Origin of the sequence: Pelomonas sp. Root405, assembly GCF_001425165.1 — a bacterium.
GTDB lineage: Bacteria > Pseudomonadota > Gammaproteobacteria > Burkholderiales > Burkholderiaceae_C > Pelomonas.
The window spans coordinates 94189-114707 of sequence record NZ_LMDU01000013.1 but is presented as its reverse complement, the minus strand read 5'-3'; the positions used below and the strand labels follow the sequence as shown (position 1 = coordinate 114707).

The 20519-nt window shown below is 68.5% G+C and carries 24 protein-coding genes; 8 read left to right on the top strand and 16 right to left on the bottom strand.

The window, feature by feature from the left end; translation table 11 throughout:
* Positions 1–38 precede the first annotated feature (38 nt).
* Positions 39–410 carry a hypothetical protein gene (locus tag ASC81_RS16495; protein WP_056269286.1) on the top strand — a complete coding sequence of 124 codons (372 nt, stop codon included), beginning with the start codon at positions 39–41 and terminating at the stop codon, positions 408–410.
* A 260-nt stretch (positions 411–670) separates the two neighbouring features.
* The gene (locus tag ASC81_RS16490; protein ID WP_056269284.1) at positions 671–2848 is read left to right on the top strand and encodes a S46 family peptidase; all 2178 of its coding nucleotides are present in this window, start codon (positions 671–673) and stop codon (positions 2846–2848) included.
* Between the two features lie 199 nt (positions 2849–3047).
* Here ASC81_RS16490 and ASC81_RS16485 read toward each other — a convergent pair whose 3' ends face one another.
* Positions 3048–3623, bottom strand: coding sequence for a YceI family protein (locus ASC81_RS16485; RefSeq protein ID WP_200946882.1), 576 nt, complete (start codon positions 3621–3623; stop codon positions 3048–3050).
* A 124-nt stretch (positions 3624–3747) separates the two neighbouring features.
* Here ASC81_RS16485 and ASC81_RS16480 point away from each other — a divergent pair, with 124 nt between their 5' ends.
* On the top strand, positions 3748–4548 hold the full coding sequence (locus tag ASC81_RS16480; RefSeq protein WP_056269279.1) for a phosphodiester glycosidase family protein: 801 nt from the start codon (positions 3748–3750) through the stop codon (positions 4546–4548).
* Positions 4545–5876, top strand: coding sequence for a hypothetical protein (locus ASC81_RS16475; protein WP_056269278.1), 1332 nt, complete (start codon positions 4545–4547; stop codon positions 5874–5876). The genes ASC81_RS16480 and ASC81_RS16475 overlap by 4 nt, the downstream gene beginning before the upstream one ends.
* Here ASC81_RS16475 and ASC81_RS16470 read toward each other — a convergent pair.
* The 3 genes from ASC81_RS16470 to ASC81_RS16460 form a co-directional block, all read right to left on the bottom strand.
* Positions 5873–7027, bottom strand: coding sequence for a serine hydrolase (locus tag ASC81_RS16470; RefSeq protein WP_056269276.1), 1155 nt, complete (start codon positions 7025–7027; stop codon positions 5873–5875). The two genes, ASC81_RS16475 and ASC81_RS16470, sit on opposite strands and share 4 nt — an antisense overlap.
* 36 nt (positions 7028–7063) lie before the next feature.
* Complete coding sequence (locus ASC81_RS16465) at positions 7064–8218, bottom strand: alpha-hydroxy acid oxidase (protein ID WP_056269274.1); 1155 nt, start codon at positions 8216–8218, stop codon at positions 7064–7066.
* A gap of 101 nt (positions 8219–8319) precedes the next feature.
* Entirely contained in the window at positions 8320–9102 is a 783-nt protein-coding gene (locus tag ASC81_RS16460) for a tetratricopeptide repeat protein (RefSeq protein ID WP_056269272.1), read from the bottom strand.
* Between the two features lie 150 nt (positions 9103–9252).
* Between ASC81_RS16460 and ASC81_RS16455 the strand changes: the two genes are divergently transcribed.
* Both ASC81_RS16455 and ASC81_RS16450 read left to right on the top strand, forming a co-directional pair.
* Positions 9253–9606, top strand: a complete 354-nt coding sequence (locus ASC81_RS16455) for an MmcQ/YjbR family DNA-binding protein (protein WP_056269271.1) — start codon at positions 9253–9255, stop codon at positions 9604–9606.
* 51 nt (positions 9607–9657) lie between these two features.
* Positions 9658–10251: a Uma2 family endonuclease gene (locus ASC81_RS16450; RefSeq protein WP_056269269.1), complete on the top strand. Its 594-nt coding sequence runs from the start codon at positions 9658–9660 to the stop codon at positions 10249–10251.
* A gap of 114 nt (positions 10252–10365) precedes the next feature.
* On the opposite strand, the gene ASC81_RS16445 is transcribed toward ASC81_RS16450, so the two are convergent.
* From ASC81_RS16445 to atzF, 9 genes are all read right to left on the bottom strand, one after another.
* Positions 10366–10815, bottom strand: a complete 450-nt coding sequence (locus ASC81_RS16445; protein WP_056269267.1) for a universal stress protein — start codon at positions 10813–10815, stop codon at positions 10366–10368.
* A gap of 194 nt (positions 10816–11009) precedes the next feature.
* Entirely contained in the window at positions 11010–11717 is a 708-nt protein-coding gene (locus ASC81_RS16440; protein ID WP_056269265.1) for a GntR family transcriptional regulator, read from the bottom strand.
* 10 nt (positions 11718–11727) lie between these two features.
* Positions 11728–12117, bottom strand: coding sequence for an oxalurate catabolism protein HpxZ (gene hpxZ / locus ASC81_RS16435; RefSeq protein ID WP_056269264.1), 390 nt, complete (start codon positions 12115–12117; stop codon positions 11728–11730).
* The gene (locus ASC81_RS16430; protein WP_056269262.1) at positions 12114–13529 is read right to left on the bottom strand and encodes an AtzE family amidohydrolase; all 1416 of its coding nucleotides are present in this window, start codon (positions 13527–13529) and stop codon (positions 12114–12116) included. The genes hpxZ and ASC81_RS16430 overlap by 4 nt, the downstream gene beginning before the upstream one ends.
* Positions 13526–13717: an AtzG-like protein gene (locus tag ASC81_RS16425; protein ID WP_056269260.1), complete on the bottom strand. Its 192-nt coding sequence runs from the start codon at positions 13715–13717 to the stop codon at positions 13526–13528. Before ASC81_RS16425 ends, ASC81_RS16430 begins: the two co-directional genes overlap by 4 nt.
* Positions 13717–14538 (bottom strand): ABC transporter ATP-binding protein, encoded by an 822-nt coding sequence (locus ASC81_RS16420; RefSeq protein WP_056269258.1) that lies wholly within the window; start codon positions 14536–14538, stop codon positions 13717–13719. Before ASC81_RS16420 ends, ASC81_RS16425 begins: the two co-directional genes overlap by 1 nt.
* A complete protein-coding gene (locus ASC81_RS16415; protein ID WP_056269976.1) occupies positions 14535–15359 on the bottom strand; it encodes an ABC transporter permease in 825 nt (274 codons plus the stop codon). The genes ASC81_RS16420 and ASC81_RS16415 overlap by 4 nt, the downstream gene beginning before the upstream one ends.
* A 13-nt stretch (positions 15360–15372) precedes the next feature.
* Positions 15373–16359, bottom strand: coding sequence for an ABC transporter substrate-binding protein (locus ASC81_RS16410; RefSeq protein WP_056269256.1), 987 nt, complete (start codon positions 16357–16359; stop codon positions 15373–15375).
* Between the two features lie 31 nt (positions 16360–16390).
* On the bottom strand, positions 16391–18205 hold the full coding sequence (gene atzF / locus ASC81_RS16405; protein WP_056269971.1) for an allophanate hydrolase: 1815 nt from the start codon (positions 18203–18205) through the stop codon (positions 16391–16393).
* Between the two features lie 250 nt (positions 18206–18455).
* Here atzF and ASC81_RS16400 point away from each other — a divergent pair, with 250 nt between their 5' ends.
* Positions 18456–18752, top strand: coding sequence for an autorepressor SdpR family transcription factor (locus ASC81_RS16400; protein ID WP_056269255.1), 297 nt, complete (start codon positions 18456–18458; stop codon positions 18750–18752).
* Positions 18749–19126: a hypothetical protein gene (locus tag ASC81_RS16395; RefSeq protein WP_200946879.1), complete on the top strand. Its 378-nt coding sequence runs from the start codon at positions 18749–18751 to the stop codon at positions 19124–19126. Before ASC81_RS16400 ends, ASC81_RS16395 begins: the two co-directional genes overlap by 4 nt.
* 30 nt (positions 19127–19156) lie before the next feature.
* On the opposite strand, the gene ASC81_RS16390 is transcribed toward ASC81_RS16395, so the two are convergent.
* Genes ASC81_RS16390 through ASC81_RS16380 form a run of 3 tightly spaced genes read right to left on the bottom strand, consistent with a single transcriptional unit; the run spans position 19157 to position 20453 of the window.
* Positions 19157–19483, bottom strand: coding sequence for a hypothetical protein (locus ASC81_RS16390; protein WP_056269253.1), 327 nt, complete (start codon positions 19481–19483; stop codon positions 19157–19159).
* The gene (locus tag ASC81_RS16385) at positions 19480–20043 is read right to left on the bottom strand and encodes an RNA polymerase sigma factor (RefSeq protein ID WP_056269251.1); all 564 of its coding nucleotides are present in this window, start codon (positions 20041–20043) and stop codon (positions 19480–19482) included. Before ASC81_RS16385 ends, ASC81_RS16390 begins: the two co-directional genes overlap by 4 nt.
* The gene (locus ASC81_RS16380; protein WP_056269248.1) at positions 20040–20453 is read right to left on the bottom strand and encodes a DUF6249 domain-containing protein; all 414 of its coding nucleotides are present in this window, start codon (positions 20451–20453) and stop codon (positions 20040–20042) included. The genes ASC81_RS16385 and ASC81_RS16380 overlap by 4 nt, the downstream gene beginning before the upstream one ends.
* Positions 20454–20519: the final 66 nt, after the last annotated feature.

The following is a 20519-nucleotide window of genomic DNA, read 5'->3' as shown; positions in this document are numbered from 1 at the left end:
CGATGGCAGCCATAACAGCCAGCTGTCCGAGGCCCGCCATGTTGATCCCGCTGCACCTGATCCCCGTTCCCGCCGACGAACCCCGCGGCCTGGGCGACCCGGGCCATGCCTGGAGCGGCCTGAAGATCGCACAGGGCGTGCATCTGGGCGACATACGAGCGCTGGGCCTCACCGTGTCGGGCGCCACCAGCGGCGGCCCGGTTGCCACCGCCGACCTGCTGCGCTTTGGGCAACTGATGAATGACGCCGGGTTGACCATCAACCCGACCCGCATGCTCTACGACCGCCACTACGCCTACGAGCGCCTGGCCGACGGGCATGCCAGCAGCCATCCCGGCCTGCGCGACTTGGCGCTGGACCTGTTCGAGGCCTACCAAGCCGCCGGCGAGTGGATCGGAATGACGCACTGACGCGTCCCGAGTCCCTTCTTGCGCGGCAAGCCGTTGGCTCGAAAGCCGGGATACGGCTGCGCGCAATTGCGCAGGTAAAGAAGGAGGGCCGCGCAGCGGCCCGGGGGACACGAAGCAATTGCGTGCAGCCGTGTCCCGGCGCCGAACATATCCGGGACAGTTCTCGGGGCTTTCCCCAGGCCGAAGCCTGCCTTTCCTCACCCCGCTGTTTCGGTACCCCCGAGTTACCCTCGCGGTTTCGTCTTTCGCCGAACCGCTTCATGACACGTCATTCCCTTTCACTGCTGACCCTGGCAGCACTTGCCGCCACTGCGGCCCATGCCGACGAAGGCATGTGGATGCCCAAGCAGTTGCCGCAGATCAGCAAGGCGCTGAAGGCCGGTGGCTTGGCGCTGGACCCGGCCAAGCTCAAGGAGCTGACCGATTTCCCGATGGGCGCCGTCGTCGCCATCCCGGGCTGCACCGCCAGCTTCGTTTCGCCCCAAGGCCTGGCAGTCACCAACCACCACTGCGCCTACGGCAGCATCCAGTACAACGCCAAGCCCGAGCGTGACCTGCTGAAAAACGGCTTCTATGCCGCCACGCTGGCCGATGAGCTGCCCGCCGCGCCGGGCACACGCATGTGGGTGACGGTGGACATGAAGGACGTCAGCGCCGAGGTCCTGAACGACAGGACCCGCGCGCTGACGGGCAAGGCCCGCACCGACGCCATCGAGGCTGCCGAGAAAAGCCTGGTGGCCGCCTGCGAGGCCGACAAGGGCCACCGCTGCAATGTCCACCCCTTCTTTGGCGGGCTGCAGTACCAGCTCATCAAGCAGCTTGAGATCCGCGACGTGCGCCTGGTGCACGCGCCCGCCACCGGCGTGGGCCTGTTCGGCGGCGACGCCGACAACTGGGTCTGGCCGCGCCACACGGGTGACTACAGCTTCTACCGCGCCTACGTCGGCCCGGACGGCAAGTCGGCCGAATTCAGCAAGGACAACAAGCCTTACGCCCCCAAGCACCATCTGAAGATGCCCAGCAGCCCGCTGAGCCAAGGCGACTTCGTCATGGTGGCGGGCTACCCGGGCCACACCAACCGTCACCGCCTGCCCACCGAGGTGGACTTCGCCTTCGGCTGGCAGCAGCCCACGCAAACCCGCGTGATGGGTGAGGCCATCGAGCTGATCAAGGCCGAGACGGCCGGCCGCCGTGATGCCGAGATCAAGATGGCGAACCGCATGCAGGGGCTCCAGAACTACTACAAGAACCTGCAAGGCCAGCAGCAGAGCTACGACGGCAGCGACATCCTCGCCCGCAAGACCGCCGGGTTCGACAGGCTGAAGGCCTGGGTGAACGGCTCACCCGAGCGCAAGGCGCGCTACGGTGCCGACATCGCCGCCACCGAAAGCCTCATCGCTGAGCGCCAGACCCACACCCGTGCTGAGTTGCTGAACACCTTCATGATGCCGGCCCTGCTGAACTCGGCGCGCCAGCTCTACCTGATCGCTCAGGAGCGCGCCAAGCCCGACGCAGAACGCAAAGCCGGCTACCAGGAGCGGGACCTGCCGCGCCTGCGCGCCTCACAGCAGTCGCTGGACCGTCGCTACGACGAGCAGACCGACAAGCGCGTCGCCGCCCACTTCCTGGCTCAGTACCTCGCGCAACCGGCCGACACGCTCAACCCGGTCTGGGTCAACGTCTTCGGCCTGAAAGCGGGTCAGGACGAAGCCGGCATCCGCGCCCAGCTGGACAAGGCCTACGCGGGCAGCAAGCTGTCCGACAGTGCCTTCCGCATGGCTTGGCTGGACAAGGATGTTGCCGCCTTCAAGGCCAGCGACGACGCCTTCATCAAGGCCGCCGTCGCGCTCTACGACGACGACCGTCGCATCGAAAACCGCGACAAGGAACTTGGCGGCAAGCTGCAAAAGGCCTACATCGGCGCGCAGCAGGCGCTGATCGACTATCACGCCAGCCGCGGCGAGGCCGTCTACCCCGACGCCAACAGCACGCTGCGCATCAGCTACGGCAAGGTCGAGGGCCGCAACCCCGGCACCGATGGCAGCAACTGGACGGCGTTCACGACGCTGCGCGGCATCGTCGCCAAGCACAAGGGTCCGGACGAGGCTGGCGGTGAATTCAACGCGCCGGCCGAACAGCTCGCCGCCATCAAGGCGCGCAACTTCGGCAAGTACCACGTCAAGTCGCTGGACTCGGTGCCGGTGAACTTCCTGTCGACGCTGGACTCGACCGGCGGCAACTCCGGCTCGCCGGTGCTGAACAAGAACGCCGAGCTCGTCGGCCTGCTGTTCGACGGCACGCTGGACGCCGTCATCTCCGACTGGGACTTCAACCCCAAGATGGTTCGCAGCATCTCCGTCGACGCGCGCTACATGCTGTGGCAGATGAGCACGGTGGACAAGACAACGCGTTTGCTCGACGAGATGGGTGTGAAGTAGCAAGCCCCTCGCCCAGCCTGCCCTGCTGAACGCGGGCAGTCTGGTCGGTCCCCCAAGGGGACGGCAATGCTCGCGGCGTTGAGCCGCCAGCACATCGCCAGGCGGGCCGGCTTGGGGCGGCCCGGCGCTCGGCCCGAAATACGGAAAGAAAAACGGAAAGAAAAGCGGCGGCGTCAGGCCGCCGTTTTCATCTGCAGCGTCATTCCTTGGCCACGGCCTCGACCTGGATGCGCAGTGCGACGTCCATCTTGAAGCCCCAGTCCTTGCCCGCTCCCAGGCCGAAGTCCTCGCGATTGAACGCCCCGGAGGCGTCGGCGCCGCACAGCTCGCGCTTGTGCAGGGGGTGCGGGATGCACTTGAGCTGGTGAATGGTCAGCGTCAGGGGGCGGGTCTTGCCGTTCAGCGTCAGCTCGCCCACCAACTTCGCCGGCACGCCGCCGGTGGCGCCGTCGAAGCGGCCCTTGTAGCTGGCCGAGGGGTTCTTCTCCGCGTTGAAGAAGTCCTTGCCGCGCGCCCAGGCGTTCATCGCGTCCAGGCCGAAGTCGATGCTGGCCAGGTCCATCTGCACGTCCACGCTGCCGCTGCCGTTGGCCTTGTCGTACACCACCGTGCCGCTGCTCTTGTTGAGCTTGCCGCGCCAGACCGACAGCCCCATGTGGTCCGCCTCGAAGCTGGGGTAGGTGTGGGTCGGGTCGATCTCGTAGGTCACCGGCGCGGCAAGCGCGGTGGTGGCGAACAGGGCACAGGCCAGCAGGCTCAGGGATTTCATCGGCATTCCTTGGGTGATGGGTGGTTCGGCAGGTCGCCATCAACGCGACGAGTGAAGCGACCGGTTTTCGACACGCCGATGATCGCGCGCCGGCGCGGGGGCCGTGCAACGGGCCGTTAGCATCGACTGCATGCCCCGCCTTCATGTCTTCCTGGCGCCCCTTCTGCTGGCGCTGGCCGGCTGCGCCAGCATCCCGCCACCGCCTGCTGCCGATGGCTGGCAGCCGTTGGCGCCCGGCCTGGCCCACCGGGCCTGGGCCCCCTGGCCCAACAGCGAGGTGCAGGCGCTGCGTGTGGACCTCGCGCAGGTGCGGGTCAGCCTGTCGCCGCCGGCCGATGCCGGCCAGTCGCTCGACCAGATGCCCAGCCGCCGCGGCGCGCTGGCCAGCGTCAACGCGTCCTTCTTCGACCGCGCGTTCCGCCCGCGTGGGCTGACCGTGTCAGCCGGCCAGCCGTGGCCGGAACTCATCAAGGCGAACAAGCCGGTGAAGGACCCGCTGCTGGCCTGCAGCGACCCGCCCGGTGGCTGCACCATCCGCTTCGATGCGCCCACCGCGCCCGAGCGGGGCTGGGCGATGGCCGTCAGCGGCACGCCCTGGCTGGTGCGCGACGGCCAAGCGCGCAGCGCCGAGGACGATGCAAGCTGCGCCAACCTCTGCGCCCAAAGCCATCCACGCACGGCCGTTGGCCTCGACGCCTCCGGCCGCCAGCTCATCGTGCTGCTGGCCGCCGGCCGCCGCGGCCCGGTCAAGGGGCTGACGCTGACGCAGACGGCCCAGCTGATGCGCGAGCTGGGCGCCGTGCAGGCCTTCAACCTCGATGGCGGCGGTTCGTCCACACTGCTGATCGGCGGCGAGTCGCGTCTGCCGCGCCCCTTCAACGAACCCGTACTGCGCCGCGTGGCCAATGCCTTGCACCTGCTGAATCCATGAGCCTTCGTCACCTGTTCGCCTTGAGTGCCGCCTTGATGCTGGCCGCCTGCGCGCCGCTCAAGCCGCAAGTTAGTGCGGCGGAGAAGCGCTACAGCGCTGCGGAGCTGCTGGTGTTGAAGCCGGCAGATTTCATCTGGCCGGCCACATCGCTGGAAGGCGAGCGCGCCTTGCGCGAAGCCGTGCTGGCCGACATGCGCGCCCGCATCGCCTTGCCGCCCGGCCCTGAGCGGGATGCCGCCTTGCCGCGGCTGTTCGACCTGGTGGCCCAGTACAACCTGGAGATCGACGCCGCCCGGCCCCTGCTGTTGCAGGCCTTGCCGACGTTGGCCAACCGCGACCCGGAGTACCAGCGCGCGCTGCTCACCGGCGCCCGCTCCCTCTACGCTGCGCCAGCGGAGCAAGCCATGCAGGCCGCCCTGCAGCCGCTGCTGACCCAGCTCAAGACGAGCAAGCCCTTTGCCGTCGCCGCCTACACGCTGATGGCCTCGAACCCGGGCCATGCCGAGTTCATCCGCGACCTCGTGCCGCGCCAGTTCCCGCAGTGGCGCGACGACCCGCGCCTCCTCGCGCTGATGGAAGAAGTCGCCACCGTCCGCGCGGCCCAACCGCCGCTGGCCGATCTGCTTGCCGCGCCCCTCCGGCCTGGCTTCCCGGTCATCTACAGCCTGCAGCGACCCGGCCGCAACGCCATGGGCCTGGTGCTGGTGCGCGGCGCAGACGGTCGCTTCGTGCGCGACACCGCCGGCCGGCTGTTCGCCCAACCGCAGCTCGCGCTGTCGCGCAGCGGCCTGCCGGGCACGATCACCAATGGCAACACGCCGCAAGGCGTGTTCACCATCGTCGGTGCCGGCACGGCCACCAACCCCAACATCGGCCCCACGCCCTATCTGCACAGCAAGCTGCCCATCGAGGCGACGCCGGCTGAGTTCGAGCATGGCGACACGGCCGGCGCCTGGAGCGAGGCGCTGTACGAGAGCTTCCTGCCGGCCAGCTGGCGAGGCCATGCTGCCATCAAGGAAGCCTGGCTCGCCGGCCGCGCCGGACGGGACGAGCTGCTCATCCACGGCACGACGATCAACCCGGCCTACTATGCCGGCAGCAGCTACTTCCCCGGCACGCCGCAGCAGGGTTGCATGATTTCCAACGAGGACTGGGACCCAGCCACGGGCCGGCTGCTGGCAAGCCGGCAATTGGCGTTGGCGCAGGCCTATGCCGCCGCGAGCGGGCGGCCCGACCTGGCCGGCTACCTCGTCGTCGTTGAGGTCATCGGCCAGGGGCCGGTCGCGCGTACCGAAGCCCAGGCCCTGGTCGCCTCGGCAGGCCGTTAGCGGGCGAACACCATCTCGCCGTATTCCCAGGTCCAAGGCGCGCCGGTCTCGCCGAGAACGAACTCGACCAGCCTGGGAAACGCCGCTTCGGCGCGCACGTCATTGGCGAGGATGACGACACAGCGCTGGACCGCTTTCACGCAGACCCAGGTATTGCCCGTGCTGTCGTTGTGCCCGCCCTTGTAGAAGCCAGCGCCTTGCGGCCCGTTGAAGACGATGACACCGAGGCCGGCCGCGAGGTCGGCGCGCCGCTTGTCAGGCGGCAGCTCGGGCTGCAGCGTCGGGAACTGCGAGGCCGTCGTGATGGGCAGATGGGGCGCGGTCAGCGCCGCGGCGCTCTCGGGCTTCAGGCCCACGCCGCTGACATAGCCGGCTGCCATCTTCGCCATGTCGGCAATCGTGGTGTCCATCGACCCCGCCACGCGCACCTTGCTGCGCTCGTCGTGCGGCTCGACGCTACCGTCCTCTTTCCAGCCGTCGGCCAGGTTGGGGCGGAAGTCGGCGCGCCACATCATGCCGGTGCGCGTCATGCCAAACCGGTCGAACACGCGGCGCTGCATCTCCGCGCCGACGTCCAGCCCCAGGCCGCGCTCCAGCACGAACTGCAGCAAGATCAGCCCCTCGCCCGAATAGGCGTAGCGCGCGCCGGGGGCGAAGTGCATGCGCAGCTTTCGGTCGGGCTCCAGGAAGGCGAAGTTGGCAAAGCCACTGCTGTGGGTCAGCAGCATGCGCGCCGTCAGCTGGCGCCAGCGCGGCTCGTCGGCAAGGTGGCGCCAGGGGCCGGACTTCGGGTCGTTCGGGTAGTCGGGCAGCGGCTTGTCGAGGTAGGCGGCGAGCGGTCGGTCCAGATCCAGCTTGCCCTCATCGACAAGCTGCATGACCCAATAGCCGAACACCGCCTTGGTCAGCGAGGCGCCATACATGACGGTGTCGGTCAGCAGCGGCTCGCCCGCAGCATTGCGCTTGCCATAGGCGCCGACATGCACGACGCGGCCGGCATCGACGACGGCCACCGCCAGGCCCTGGGCCTGCGTGGCGCGCATCAGCCGCGCGACTTCGGCATCGATGGCCGCACTGCCGGGCAGTGCGGGTGGCGCCGCCGCCGTTAGCAGGGGCAAGGCGAGCAGGCAGGTGAGCAGGGTGGAGCGCATCACCCAGCCTAATGGCCCAGTCGCGGTCAGCGCAAGTCAGGCCGACGGGTAGGTTCCGGGCACGAGGATGTCGCGCGTGACGTTCGTCAGCTGTGTGTGCCCGCAGAAGGCCATGGTCACGTCCAGCTCCTTGTGCAGGATGGCCAGCGCCTTGGCCACGCCTTCTTCGCCCATCGCGCCCAGGCCATAGGCCATCGCGCGGCCGATCATCGTGCCGCGTGCGCCCAGGGCCCAGGCCTTCAGCACGTCCTGGCCGGAGCGGATGCCGCCGTCCATCCACACCTCGGTCTGATGCCCCACCTCGGCAGCAATCGCCGGCAATGCGTGGATGCTGCTCGGCGCGCCGTCCAGTTGTCGGCCGCCGTGGTTGCTGACGACGATGGCGTCTGCACCCGCCTGCACGGCCAGCTTGGCGTCCTCCACATCCATGATGCCCTTGAGGATGAGCTTGCCGCCCCACTGTTGCTTGACCCAGGCGATGTCGGCCCAGGAGAGGCGCGGGTCGAACTGCTCGTTGGTCCAGGCCGACAGCGAGCGCATGTCGCTGACGCCTTTCACATGACCCACCAGGTTGCGGAAGGTGTGGCGCCGGGTGCCCAGCATGCCCAGGCACCAGCGCGGCTTGGTGGCCAGGTTGATGAGGTTGGCCAGCGTCGGCCGCGGCGGTGCGGTGAGGCCGTTCTTCAAATCCTTGTGGCGCTGGCCGATGACCTGCAGGTCCAGCGTCAGCACCAGGGCCGAGCACTTGGCCGCCTTGCAGCGGTCGATCATGCGGGCCATCGCCTCGCGGTCGCGCATCATGTAGAGCTGGAACCAGAAGGGCGCCGATGTGTGCTCGGCAATGTCCTCGATGGAGCAGATGCTCATCGTCGACAGCGTGAACGGGATGCCGAACTTCTCGGCCGCGCGCGCCGCGTGGATCTCGCCGTCGGCATGCTGCATGCCGGTCAGGCCCACGGGTGCGATGGCCACCGGCATCTTCGCCGCCTGGCCCACCATCGTCACCGCCGTGCTCCGGCCTTCCATGTTGACGGCCACGCGCTGGCGCAGCTTGATGCCCTGGAAGTCGCTTTCGTTCGCACGGTAGGTCGTCTCGGTCCAGGAGCCGGAGTCGGCGTAGTCGTAGAACATGCGCGGCACGCGCTTCTCGGCGAGTTGGCGCAGGTCTTCGATGCAGGTGATGACGGGCATGGGCTGGATGACGCGGTGGGTGCAGCCGCAGATTCTCCGGCGTGCGACGCCCCCGATCTCGCAGCGCGATGAGTTTTTCCGCGCGCCCCGCCGGGGCGGCGTCAGAAATTGATCGTCGTCGGCCCGGCGTCGCGCGGCGAGCGCCGCAGGAACTGGCCCAGCGTGCCGGCCATCGCCACCACCACACCGGCGGCCAGATGCAAAGCCTTGGGCTTCGCGGCTGCCTCGGGGCGCTCGCGCCCGGCGCCGGGCTGTGCAATTGCATGCACCAGGGCCAGCTCCTGCTGGCGCTCCTGCACGAGGAAGAACATGCGGTTCGGGTCGGCGAAGCGCTGCGCCAGCGCACGAACCGCCTTCAGCTCATGCCGCCGCACGCGGATGCCCTGCGGGCTCAAGCTGCAGCCCAGGGCGCGGGCGCGCAGGTAGAGCGATTTGGCCGCCAGCCGGTCGGGCAGGCAGCCCACCCCCGCGTGCAGGCAATTGGCCAGATTGAATGTCGCCTCGGCGTGGCCGAGAGCTGCAGCCGTCACATAGGCCGTCAGGCCCGCGGCTTCGTCCGCCGGCCCGCCACGGCCGGTCATCAGCACCCGCCCGAGCTGAAAGCGCCCGATGGCGCTGCGGCGGGCGGCGGCCTGCTGCAGCAGCGAGCGCGCCTGTACTGCGTCGGCCGGCAGGCCCAGGCCTTCCAGTTGGCAAAGCCCAAGCATGGCCAGCCCGTCGGCATCGCCCGCGTCGGCCGCAGCGCGGAACCAGCCCGCGGCGCGCGCGTAATCCGGCGGCGTGGCATGGAACAGCGTCAGCCCGTGCTGGAGCGCGTTGACCGGCTCGGCATTGATGGCCGCCGTGGCCGGCGTCGGGTCTGAGCCCAGGTTGAGGAAGTTCATGCGACAGGCAAGCGTGGAGCCGGGATTGTTGGCGAGGCCCGGGGCAGGGCAGGGGCCCCGTGACCCGCCGCAGTGCTGCAAATTGCCGCAAAGCGCGGTCGGCGACGTCAGAATCGGAAGACCCGCCTCGGCGCGCTCCCCCTGATCACCATGAGCTTCCAAGCCCTCGCCACCTACGCCATGACGCTGCCCGGTGCCACCGAGGACATCAAATGGGGCTGCGACTGGGTCGCCAGCGTCGGCGCCAAGATGTTCTTCGTCGGCGGGCCGCATCCGGACAAGTGGACGCATTGCAGCTTCAAGGTGGATGAACACCGCTTCCTGGAGCTCACCGGCTTGCCGGGGTTTGCGCCGGCGCCGTATGCGGCGCGCTATCACTGGGTGGCGGTGTCGGACCCCAAGGCCTTGCCGTTGGGCGAGTTGAAGGCGCTGGTGAAGCGCTCGCACGAGTTGGTGGCGGGCAAGCTGCCGAAGAAGTTGCGCCATGACCTCGGCCTCGCGTGATTGGTGGCGCGCCGATAATCGGTGCCTGCCAAGCCAAATGCCGGAGTTGCGATGGGTCAGCCTGTCTTGAAGTCTGGATTCAGTGCCGACGACTACCTCGCCTGGGAAGCTGCCCAGACAGAACGCCATGAATACGTCCACGGCGAGGTGTTCAACATGGCCGGCGCCGAGGACCGGCATGTCACCGCCGCGGGCAATGTCTACATGGCGCTGCGCCAGCATCTCGCCGGCTCTGCGTGCCGTGCCTACTTGCAAGACATGAAGGTGCAGGCCGCGGCTGGCAACGCCTTCTTCTACCCCGATGTGCTGGTGACCTGCAGTGCCGCCGACCGTCTCAGCCCGCTCGTCAAGCGCGAACCGGTGCTGCTGGTGGAGGTGCTGTCGCCTTCGACTGCCGCCTACGACCGCGGCGAAAAGTTCGCGCACTACCGCAGCATTGCGAGCCTGGCTGAATATGTGCTGGTCGACCTTGACTCGCGCCGGGTGGATGTCTATCGCAAGGGCGGTGACGGCCTTTGGGTGTTGCACCCATTCGCTGCGGGTGAAGCGGTACGCTGGGCCAGCGTAGATTTGACGGTGAGTGCCGAGACACTGTTTGCCGAGGTGGACGAGCCCGTAGCGCCCCCGCCCGGCGAAGCAGCCTGAGCTTCAGACACCCGACGGCTTGTCGCGCGCTTCGACCGCCAAGGACCGGGCCGGCGGATGGGGCAGCCCCGCTTCCGCCGGCCCGTGCGGCGCGCTGACGCGTATGCCAAGCCCTCAGCTGGGCTGAGCGCGCCAGACCATGACGGGCACTTCGGTATGCGCCAGCACGCTTTGGGTCTCGCTCCCCAGCAGCAGCCCCGCCAAGCCGCGGCGGCCATGTGATGCCATCACGATCAGGTCGCACTGCAGGCGCTTGGCGACGTTGCAGATGGCTTCATGCGGATGGTCGTTCTGTTCCATCAACGTTTCGCAGGGCACCTTGGCTTCGCTGGCCACGCCGCTGATGAACCTGAGGTAGAGGTCCGCGTGGGCCCGCACCTCTGCGGCGAACTGGTCGCGCGAACCCTCCAACTCGGACACGCGATAGGTCAGCACGTGGAACTGCGGCGCGGCGTAAAACCCCGTCACGCGCGCGCCTGACAGCCTTGCCAATTCGACGCCATGAAAGACCGCTTGCTCGGAGAACCGAGACCCGTCGGTCGGAAGCAGGATGTGCTTGAACATGATGCACCTCGGGCTAGAAGCCGGGCACTCGCACGTCGGAACAGGCCTTGAAGCACCTGCCCAGGTGACCCGACCGGACCCGGCTTGCGGGCAGGTCGTCTGTGGTGATCGTACGCCGCAGCGGGTCATTTGGGTGGGGTCTTCGGCGCCCGGCCGGTCGCTGCGGTGGAGCGTGGCCACCGTGCCGCATCGCGCTAGGCGCTCTTTGACCGCTCCCGGGCCTCGTGCAACGTCGCCAGGGTGATCTTGCGCACTTCCGCCTTGCTCTGTTCGACATGGCTGCGCAGCAGCAGCTGGGCCTGCTCGACCTTGCGCTGCATGACGGCGCGCAGGATCTTGCCGTGCTCGGCGTAGGTGGCCTCGATGCGATGGCCGCGCGTGAAGTCCAGGTGGCGAATGATGCGGATCTGCTCGGTCACGTCCCAGTGCACGCGCGCCATCTCGGCGTTGCCGGCCGCCCGCACCAGCGTGGCGTGGAAGGCTTCGTCCAACTGGCCGACCTCGCGCGCATCGCTGAGGCGCTCGGCGGCGGGGACCAGCCAGATGGCCTTCAGCGACTCCAGCTCCGGCGGCGGCGTGCCCGTGTGGGCGCACAGCTTGGCCACGGCTGCCAGTTCCAGGATGACGCGCAGGTCGTAGAGCTGCTCCAGCCGGCCGAAGTCGATGGGCCGCACCGACCAGCCGGTCTTCGCCTCCACGTCCAGAAAACCCTCGTTGCGCAGCTTGAAGAGCGCCTCACGCACGGGCGTGCGGCTGACGCCCAGGCGCTGGCTCAGCTCGGCCTCGGAGAAACGGTCGCCCGGCACCAGCTGGAAATCGTTCAACTCGGCCTTGAGCTGGGCGTAGACCTGGGCGGCCAGGTTCGGGCGGCCAGTGGTGGAAGGATCGACAGGAGACCGCATGGAGCCGATGTTAGCGAGCAGGCGGCGCGAGCAAGCTGACGTGCGCAGCCACGACGCGCCAGCCGTCGGGCATGCGCACCCAGGTCTGGCTTTGCCGGCCGGTGGCGCCGCTGCCGTCGCGGTGGAACTCGGTCATCGCGGTGGCGAAGTCACGGCCGAAGGTGGTGATGACGGTATGGCGCAGCGTGCGTGCCAGGCCGACCGGTGAGCGAGCGGCGCGGAAGGCCTGGATCTGCGCGTACCCGACGAGGTTCTCCGCAGCGCCATAGCGCACGGTGTTCGGGGAATTCCAGAACAGCGCGTCCAGCACGTCGACCTTGTTGTTGACCAGCGCATCCTCGTACTGGTTGAACACCGCCTGCATCTCGGCCAGCACGTCGGGAATGTTGATGTCACTCATGGCTTTGCCACCGCCGCGACGCAGACGCCGGCTTTTTCCAGCGCGTGGGCGACGCGCAGCGCATGGTCTTCGCGCCAGGGCGCGGCAATGATCTGCACGCCGATGGGCATCGTCGTGTGCACGCCCCACACCGGCGCCGCGCACACCGGCAGGCCGATGCAGGAGATGGGCTGGGTCAGCAGTCCGAGGCTGGGCCGCGCGGGCAGGCGGCGGCCGTTGACGTCCATCCATTCGCTGCCGATGACCGGCGCCACCACCGGCGTGGCCGGGGCGATCAACACGTCCACGTCGCGCAGCAGTTCGGCGGCGCGCAGCGCGAACCAGCGCCGCACGCGCTGGGCCTGCACCACCCACGCGGCGGGCAGCAGCGCACCGGCCAGGAATCGGTCACGTGACAGCGGCTCGAAGTCTTGCGCGCGCTGGCGCAGGTCGGCCAGGTGCAGGTTGGCACCCTCGGCATTGCTGATCAGGAAGGCGGCCGCGCGGGCGCGTTCGGTTTCGGGCAGCTCGACCGTCGTCAGGGCGCCCAGCGCCTGGGCGACGCGGTCTACGGCGGCGCGCGCCTCGGGGCCCGCGTTGGCATCGAAGTAGCCGCCCAGCCGCGCGATCCGCAGGCCGGCCACGCCCTGCGACAGCGTGGCATGCGTCGGCTCGATAGCACGTTGCACGCAGCCCGCGTCGGCCGCGTCGTGCCCCTGCATCGCGTCATAGGCCAGGGCCAGGTCTTGCGCGGAACGGGCGAACGGCCCGAGGTGATCCAGGCTGGCGACGAACGGGTAGCTGCCGTTGCGTGGCAGACGGCCGTATGTGGGCTTGAGGCCAAACACGCCGCACAGCGACGCGGGCACGCGGATGGAGCCGTTGGTGTCGGACCCCAGCGTGACCGGCACCTGGCCCGCGGCCACCGCAGCCGCGCTGCCGCCCGACGATCCGCCGGCCACACGGGTCAGGTCATGCGGGTTGTGCGTCGGGCCTTCGTGGCTGTTCTCGGTTGTGAAGCCATAGGCGTATTCGTCCATGTTCAGCGCGCCGACCAGCACCGCGCCGGCGGCGTCCATGCGCTGCACCAGCGGGCCGTCTCGGGTGGCGGGCGGGCGGTCTCGCTCGATCCTGGAGCCGGCCAGCGTTGTCAACCCCTGGACGTCGAACAGATTCTTGACCGCATACGGCACGCCCAGCAGCGGCAGCGCGCGGACGGCGGGGTCGAACTCTCGCAGGCGGTGGTCCAGCACCTGCGCGGCCATCAGCGCGCGTTCGGCGGTGATGTCGGTGAAGGCGTTGACCGCGCCGTCGGTCTGCTCGATGCGCGCCAGGCTCGCTCGCACCAACGCCTCGGCGCTCACGTCACCCGCCCGCACGGCGGCGGCGATGGCGTGGGCCGGTTGCAGCAGCAGTTCAGCCGCGCTGCTCATGGGGAGATGGGCGCGAAGGCCTCGGCCGGCTCGTCGTGCACGGCTAGCGGCAGCCCGTTGACGAGCGCCGCCATCTCCGCCGCGAGGCCGAAGTAACGCAGCACGCCGGGCCGGTGCTCAGGCGCCAGCGGCAGGTCCAGCGCCGCCGCGGCGGCATCGACATAGGCCTCGATTCGAGCGGCGTTCATCAACGGCGCACCTCGCGCTGGAAGATCTCCAGGCTCAGCTTCTTGGCGCTGACGAAGCTGGGCTCCGACAGCGTGGCCACCGTGCGGGGCCGCGGGTCCTCGTACTTCAGGATCTCGGCCACCTTGGTCGGTCGTTTCGTCAGCAGCAGCACCTCGTCGGCCAGATAGACGGCTTCTTCAAGATCGTGCGAGACCAGCATCATGGTCGTGCCCGTCTGCATGAAGACCTCCTGAAGCTTCTCGCGGATGAACAGTGTCATCTCGAAGTCGAGCGCCGAAAAGGGCTCGTCCAGGAACAGCACCTCTGGCTGGGGCGCCAGCGCCCGCATGATGGACGCCGTCTGCTGCTGCCCGCCCGACAGTTCATACGGGTAGCGCTTCAGGTCGAACTTGACGTCGAAGCTCTCCACCAGCTCGGCCATGCGCCGGTCCACCTCGGCTTTGCTGCGGCCTTCCATCTTCAGCGGATAGGCGATGTTGTCGATGGTGCGCATCCACGGGAACATCGCCTCGCGGTAGTTCTGGAACACGTAGCCGATCTTGGTGTCCTTCAGGCTCTTGCCGTCGAACAGGATCTGGCCCGAGTCGATGGGGATGAGGCCGGCGATCATGTTGATCAGCGTGCTCTTGCCGCAGCCGTTGGGGCCGAAGACGGATACGATCTTGTGCTTGGGGATGTCGAGGTTGAAGTCCTCGTACAGCGGCCAGCCGGCGAAGTATTTCGTCAGGCCGCGGATGGTGATGTGCGTGCCGGCGGGGCCTGGCTGGAAGGGGCGCACCGGCACGTCGGGCACGACGGGGGCGTTCAGGACTGCGTTCATCTTCCGCTCCAGTGGACGATCTTGCGTTCCATGACCAGGAACAGGATGTTGAGCACATAGCCCAGGATGCCCGCGGCCAGGATGGCGGCGTACATCGTCTTCACGTTCAGCACCTGCTGCGCATCGATGATGCGGTGGCCCAGGCCGTTGTCCGAGCCGATGAACATCTCGGCCACGACGACGATGACCAGCGCCATCGACACGGCCGAGCGCAGGCCGACGAAGCTCGGCTGCAGGCTCTCCCACACCAGCACGTCCTTGAATATCTGCCAGCGCGAGGCGCCCATCACCTTGGCCGCCATGACCCGCTGCTTGCGCGCATTGATGACACCGTAGGCGCTGTTGAACACGACGATCAGGAAGGCACCGAAGGCAGCGATGGCGACCTTGTTGATGTCCGACACGCCGAAGATCAGCAGGAACAACGGTATCAGCGCCGATGACGGCGTCGAGCGGAAGAAGTCGATCAGGAACTCGACGCTGCGGTAGGCCTTTTCGTTGCTGCCGAGCAGCACGCCCAGCGGCATGCCGACGACGGCCGCGATCAGGAAGGCCTGCACGGTGCGCCACACGGTGACGGCGAAGTCCAGCAGCAGCGGCCCGCCGGTCAGGCCGGTGATGAGCGTGCCGAGCGTGTCCAGCGGCGGCGGCAGCAGAATGGGGCGGATGAGGCCGAAGCGCACCACCAGGTCCCACACGATGAAGAGCAGCAGCGGGCCGATGAATGGCAGCAGCCTGGTGGCGTTGAAGCGCGGCGCACGCGCGGCGGGCTGGCCTTGGGCGGCCTGCCACGGCGCGGCGGCAACGGGGGTGGGCTCCATGGTGGTCATGGCCTCATGCCTTGTAGAGCAGGGCGGTCACGTCGAGCTTCTTACCGAACACGCCCTTCTCGGTGAACAGGTCGAAGAACTTCTGGAAGTGCGCCACATCGCTCGGCGTGAACTCGTTGTAGAGCATGTAGGAGGCCAGCGGCACCTCGCCGGTCAGCGGGCCTTCGATGGCGGTGTAGCCTTTCAGGAAGGCGCGCGCCTGGGCGGGGTCCTTGCGCACGAGGTCGATGCCGCGGGCATAGGCGGCGATGTACTTCTTGGTCTCGGCCGGGTACTTCTTAATGAACTCGGTCGTCAGCGTGGCCGAGCCGCCGTGCCAGGGCGCCAGCGGGTCGCCGAGGATGTACTTGGCGATGACGCCGGCCTCCAGCACGCGCGTCGTGCCGTTGAGCCGGCCGACGGTGCCGGTGGGTTCCAGCGTGTAGACGGCGTCCACCTGGCCGGCGGCGAGCGCGGCCACATGCTGGCCGATGGGCAACTCGGTGACCGACGTGCCGGCGGCGCCGGCGCGCTCCAGCACGGCCATCGCCAGCACCTTGTTCTGGATGCCGGGGCCGCTGGCCACGCGCTTGCCCTTCAGCTCGGCGAGCGTCTTGACGGGGCTGTCCTTGGGCACGAGGAACTGGTCGAGCACGTACTTCTGGTTGCTCGGGTTGGTGGCGATGATCTTGAACAGGCCGGGTGATGCGATCTCGCCGACGCCCAGGTTGCCCGAGCCCGTGCCGTTGGAGCTGCCGTCGCAGCGGCCGGCCAGCATGGCTTCCATCACCTGCTGGGCACCGGCGAACTTCAGCGCCTCCACGTCCAGCCCGGCTTCCTTGAAGTAGCCCTTCTCGACAGCGGCATAGAAAGGCAGCCCCGCCGCCACTGGCCAGTAGCCGATGCGGATCTTGGGCGTCTGCGCGCGCAGCACGGCCGGTGCACCCAGCGTGGCAACGGCGGCGGCCGCGCCAAGTACGGTGCGGCGCTGGGGTATGAACGAATCGGTCATGGTCGGCTCCTGGGGTGATGAGAGGGGTTGTTCAGGCACGGTGCGTGTCGGCCATGTAGGCCCGCCAGCCGCCGTAGGCAGTGATGTCGGTCGCGCCGGCCAGGGCCTGGCCTTCGCAGATAAAGCCGTGCACCGAGCTGCCGTCGGCGAGCAGCACACTGCCCAGCCCCAGCGGCGCGGGAATCAGCGCAAGCAGCGAGCCGATGTGCCGCAGTGGCACGTTCCAGATTTCCACCGCAATCGGCTCGCCGCCTTCGGCGACGCGCTGCAGCCCCGGCTTGGGCGGCACCGTGCCGGGCAGCGCATGCAGGCGGTAGGTCGGCGCCGTGGTGGTGGCTTCGCGCAGCGTGGCGCCGCGCGTGGTCAGCTGGCCGTTCAGCGGCATGCCGGACAGATGGGCGCCCACGACGGCCAGCGGCAGCGTGGCCTCGGTGGCCGGCCAGGCAGTTGGTGTCGACGGCGGGCGCTTCATGCCGGTGGCGCCCAGCGGCAAGGCGGCGGCAGCCTGCCAGGCGGTGCCGAAACGGGCCAGCGCCGCATCGGCCTGCCCCGGTGCGATGAAGGTCACGCCGAAGGGCAGGCCCTGGTCATTGAAGCTGGACGGCAGCGCGAGCGCGCACCAGCCCAGCAAATTGACGAAATTGGTATAGCGCCCAAGCCGCGCGTTCGCGCCGATGGGGTCGGCATCCAGCTCGGCAAAGCTGGGGTGGGCAGGGGCGGTAGGCACCATCAGCACGTCGACTTGCTGCCACAGTGCCGCCGTGTCCCGCTGGGCTGCGCGCAGCGTGTACTGAGCCTTGAAGGTGTCGGTGGCCGTGAGCCCAACGGCGCGCGCTATGACGCGCCGCACCGTGGGCTCGATGGCCTCGGGGTCGCGCGCCAGCAGGTCCTGCACGACGGCATGGCGCTCGGCCACCCAGGGGCCGTCGTAGAGCAGCTCGGCCACCGCATGCAGCGGCGCGAAGTCCAGCGGCACGATCTCGTGCCCCAGCTCGCGGGCGAGCTGCACCGCCAGCGGCCAGGCCGGCGCGTAGTCGGCGCTGAGGTCCGGTGTCGCCGGTACGCCGATGCGCAGACGCGCCGGCAGCTGCGCCGGTCCGGGCTCGAAGTGGCTATAGGCGTCTTGCGCCTCCGGCCCCTCGATGACGGCGAGCACGGCGGCGGCGTCTTCCACCGTCAGCGAGAAGACCGAGATGCAATCCAGCGTGCGGCAGGCCGGCAGCACGCCGCTCGTGCCGACTCGCCCCGGCGTGGGCTTAAGTCCCACGAGGTTGTTGAAACCCGCCGGCACCCGCCCCGAGCCGGCCGTGTCGGTGCCCAGCGAAAACGCCACCTCCGCGCGCGCCACTGCCACCGCGGAGCCCGAGCTGGAGCCGCCGCTCACGCGTGCTGCGTCGAAGGCGCTGCACGGCCGGCCGTAGGGAGAACGGGCGCCGACTAGCCCGGTGGCGAACTGGTCGAGGTTGGTCTTGCCCAGGCAGACGGCGCCGGCGTCCATCAGCCGTTGCACCGCGTGGGCGTTGCCGATCGGCACGTGGCTGAAGGCCGGGCAGGCGGCGGTGGTAGGCATGCCGGCCACATCGATGTTGTCCTTGGCCGCGAAGGGCACGCCGAACAACGGCAGACGGGCCAGCAGCGCGGCGCGGTCGCCGCCCGCCGCGGCCAGCAGCGACTCAAGTGCGCCAACCTGCTGCGCCAGTTGCTCGGCGGTCGCCTTGTGAATCCACACCGCTGCGTCATGCCCGCCCAGCTGTGCCAAGCGGCCGGCCAGCAAGTCGCGCGGCGATGCGCCTTCCAGGTAGGCGAGGCGCCAGTCAGCAAGGGTCAAAGGGCTCAGCTCGGTCATGGTGCACTCGTTGGTATACCAGTCGGTATCCAGCATCAAGCGTGCCAAGGCGCGGCGCGGGTGGGTATTTCACGGGTCTCCCTCGGTAGGCCCAGGGCGCACCGGGTTTGCCTAGTGATGCGACCGCGCAGCCAGAGAGCGGCGCGCTTCAGATTGGGGCGTGGCTGCACCAATTGCTGGTGCTCAGAGCCCTTACGCGATGACGTTCCGCGGGCTTGACTTATTTAGATGATTAGCTAATCATCGACTCATGAGCCAGGTCTTCAAAGCCCTTTCCGACCCCACCCGCCGCCAGGTGCTGCAGTTGCTGCGCAACGGGCCCTTGAGTGCGGGCGAGCTGAGCGACCAGTTCAACGTCTCCAAGCCCACGATGTCCGCCCACTTCGCGGTGCTGAAGGAGGCTGACCTCGTTCACGCCGAGAAGCACGGCAAATCGGTCATCTACCACCTGAAGCTTTCGGTGCTTGAAGAAGCGCTGCTGGGCTTCGTCCATTCATTCGGCCTGGGCGACCCGGCGCCCACAAGCAAGAAGGAGATCGCACGATGAACAAGGAACTGATCGCAGGCCTGGCCTGGGGTGGCGGCATCATCGCCATGGCGCTTGGCCTGACGTTGGCGCGCAAGCTCGGCTACGTCGACGGGGACACCGTCAAGCGCGTGGTCATCGCCATGAACGGGTTGATGATTGCCTGGTATGGAAACCGCATGCCCAAGCGCTTTTTCCCGAATGAACTGGCCCGCAAAGTCAGCCGACTGGGTGGCTGGTGCATGACGGTCAGCGGGCTCGTGTATGTCGCGCTGTGGGCGTTTGCACCGATTCCTGTGGCCGTTGCAGTCGGGTCTGCCGTGGTACTGGCGGGGATCGCGGCGCCGGTGGCTTATTGCGTGTCGCAGCGGAACAGGTTCAGGAAGGTCGGCTGACGTGCGCTGATCGCCGCGGCTTCCGCGGCGTCACCCCCGACTCCACCGAGTCGGAAGCGACCAGAAGATCAGCAGTCCCACCAGCGCCGCCGCTGCCAGCGCACGCGGCGCATCCGGAGGCTCGTGTCCAACCCCGATCAGCGCCGCCGCGCCGCAAGCCGCAAAGCTGATGGCCGCCCACTGCGCGCGCCTGACCCACCGCGCCCAGCGCCGCTGCCGCGGTGTAACGCCGTAGACCGGTAGCGCCGCCATTACCCGCAAGCTGAAGCCGGCGTCGTCGGGCTCGCCGCCCGCTTGCAGTTGCTCCCGCAGCGCATCATCAAAAGAAGCTTCTTTGTCGTGACTCTTGGTCGTCATGGCGTGGGTTCCCATGCTTGGAGTTGCTCGCGCAGCCGCGCCTTGGCGCGCAGCACTTGGGTTTTGACCGTGCCGAGCGGCCAGCCCAGCACCAGTGCGGCTTCCGCATGGCTGAGGTCGGCGCCGTAGCAGAGCAGCAGCGCATGGCGCTGGGCCTCGCTCAGTCCGGCCATCGCGCGGTCGAGGTCGATGCGCCAGTCGGCGCCAGTTGCGAAATCACTGTGCGCGCCGAGATCGGGCGGCGCGTCGTCCGCCAAAGGCAGGGCCGGGCGTTCAGCTGACAGCGCGGAGTAGGCGAGACGCGTGAGCCAGGTGCGAAAGCGCGCCTCACCGCGGAACTTGGGCAGGGCGCGCCAGGCGCGCACGAAGGCCTCCTGCGCGAGGTCGTCGGCGCGGCCTTGGTCGCCCCGGCAGACGCGGCTGAGCAGCTTGCGCAGATAGCCCTGGTGGGTCTGCATCAGCGCAGCGAAGGCGGTGCGGTCGCCGGCAGCCGCGCGGGCCACCAGCGCGGCTTCGGCCTCACCCGATGAGGCTGGCGCAGCGGCGGCGCCAAGTGTCACGGCTGTTGTCGGGGTGGTTGCTGCTTGCGCTCGACGGCCCAGTACAGGGCCAGGCCGATGCCGATGAACATCGGCAGCAGGCCGATGCTCCAGAGCCAGGCGCCGGGCATCATCATCGAGAACATGCCCATCAGGCCCAGGCCAACGGCGATGTTGATGATGGCGGGCACGAGGATGCGATTGGGATTGGCCTGGTCGCGCCGGGCGCGGTGCCAGTCGCTGTCCTGCGCCTCGCCCAGCAGTTCGGGCGGGATGGGCTGGCCAGCGCGCGCCAACTCGCGGATGGTCTCGTGGCGCTGGCGCTCGGTGTGGGCCTTGCCGATGTAGTGGGCCAGGATGGCGACGATGGGAATAAACAGCGCCAGGATGGGAATGAACAGCGGCAACGAGTTCTGGAGGTCGAAGAGCATGTGTGGCTCCGAGGAAAGCAGTGGATGGTGCTTCCTTGGAGCGCCTGGCGGCGTGGTTTGGATTCA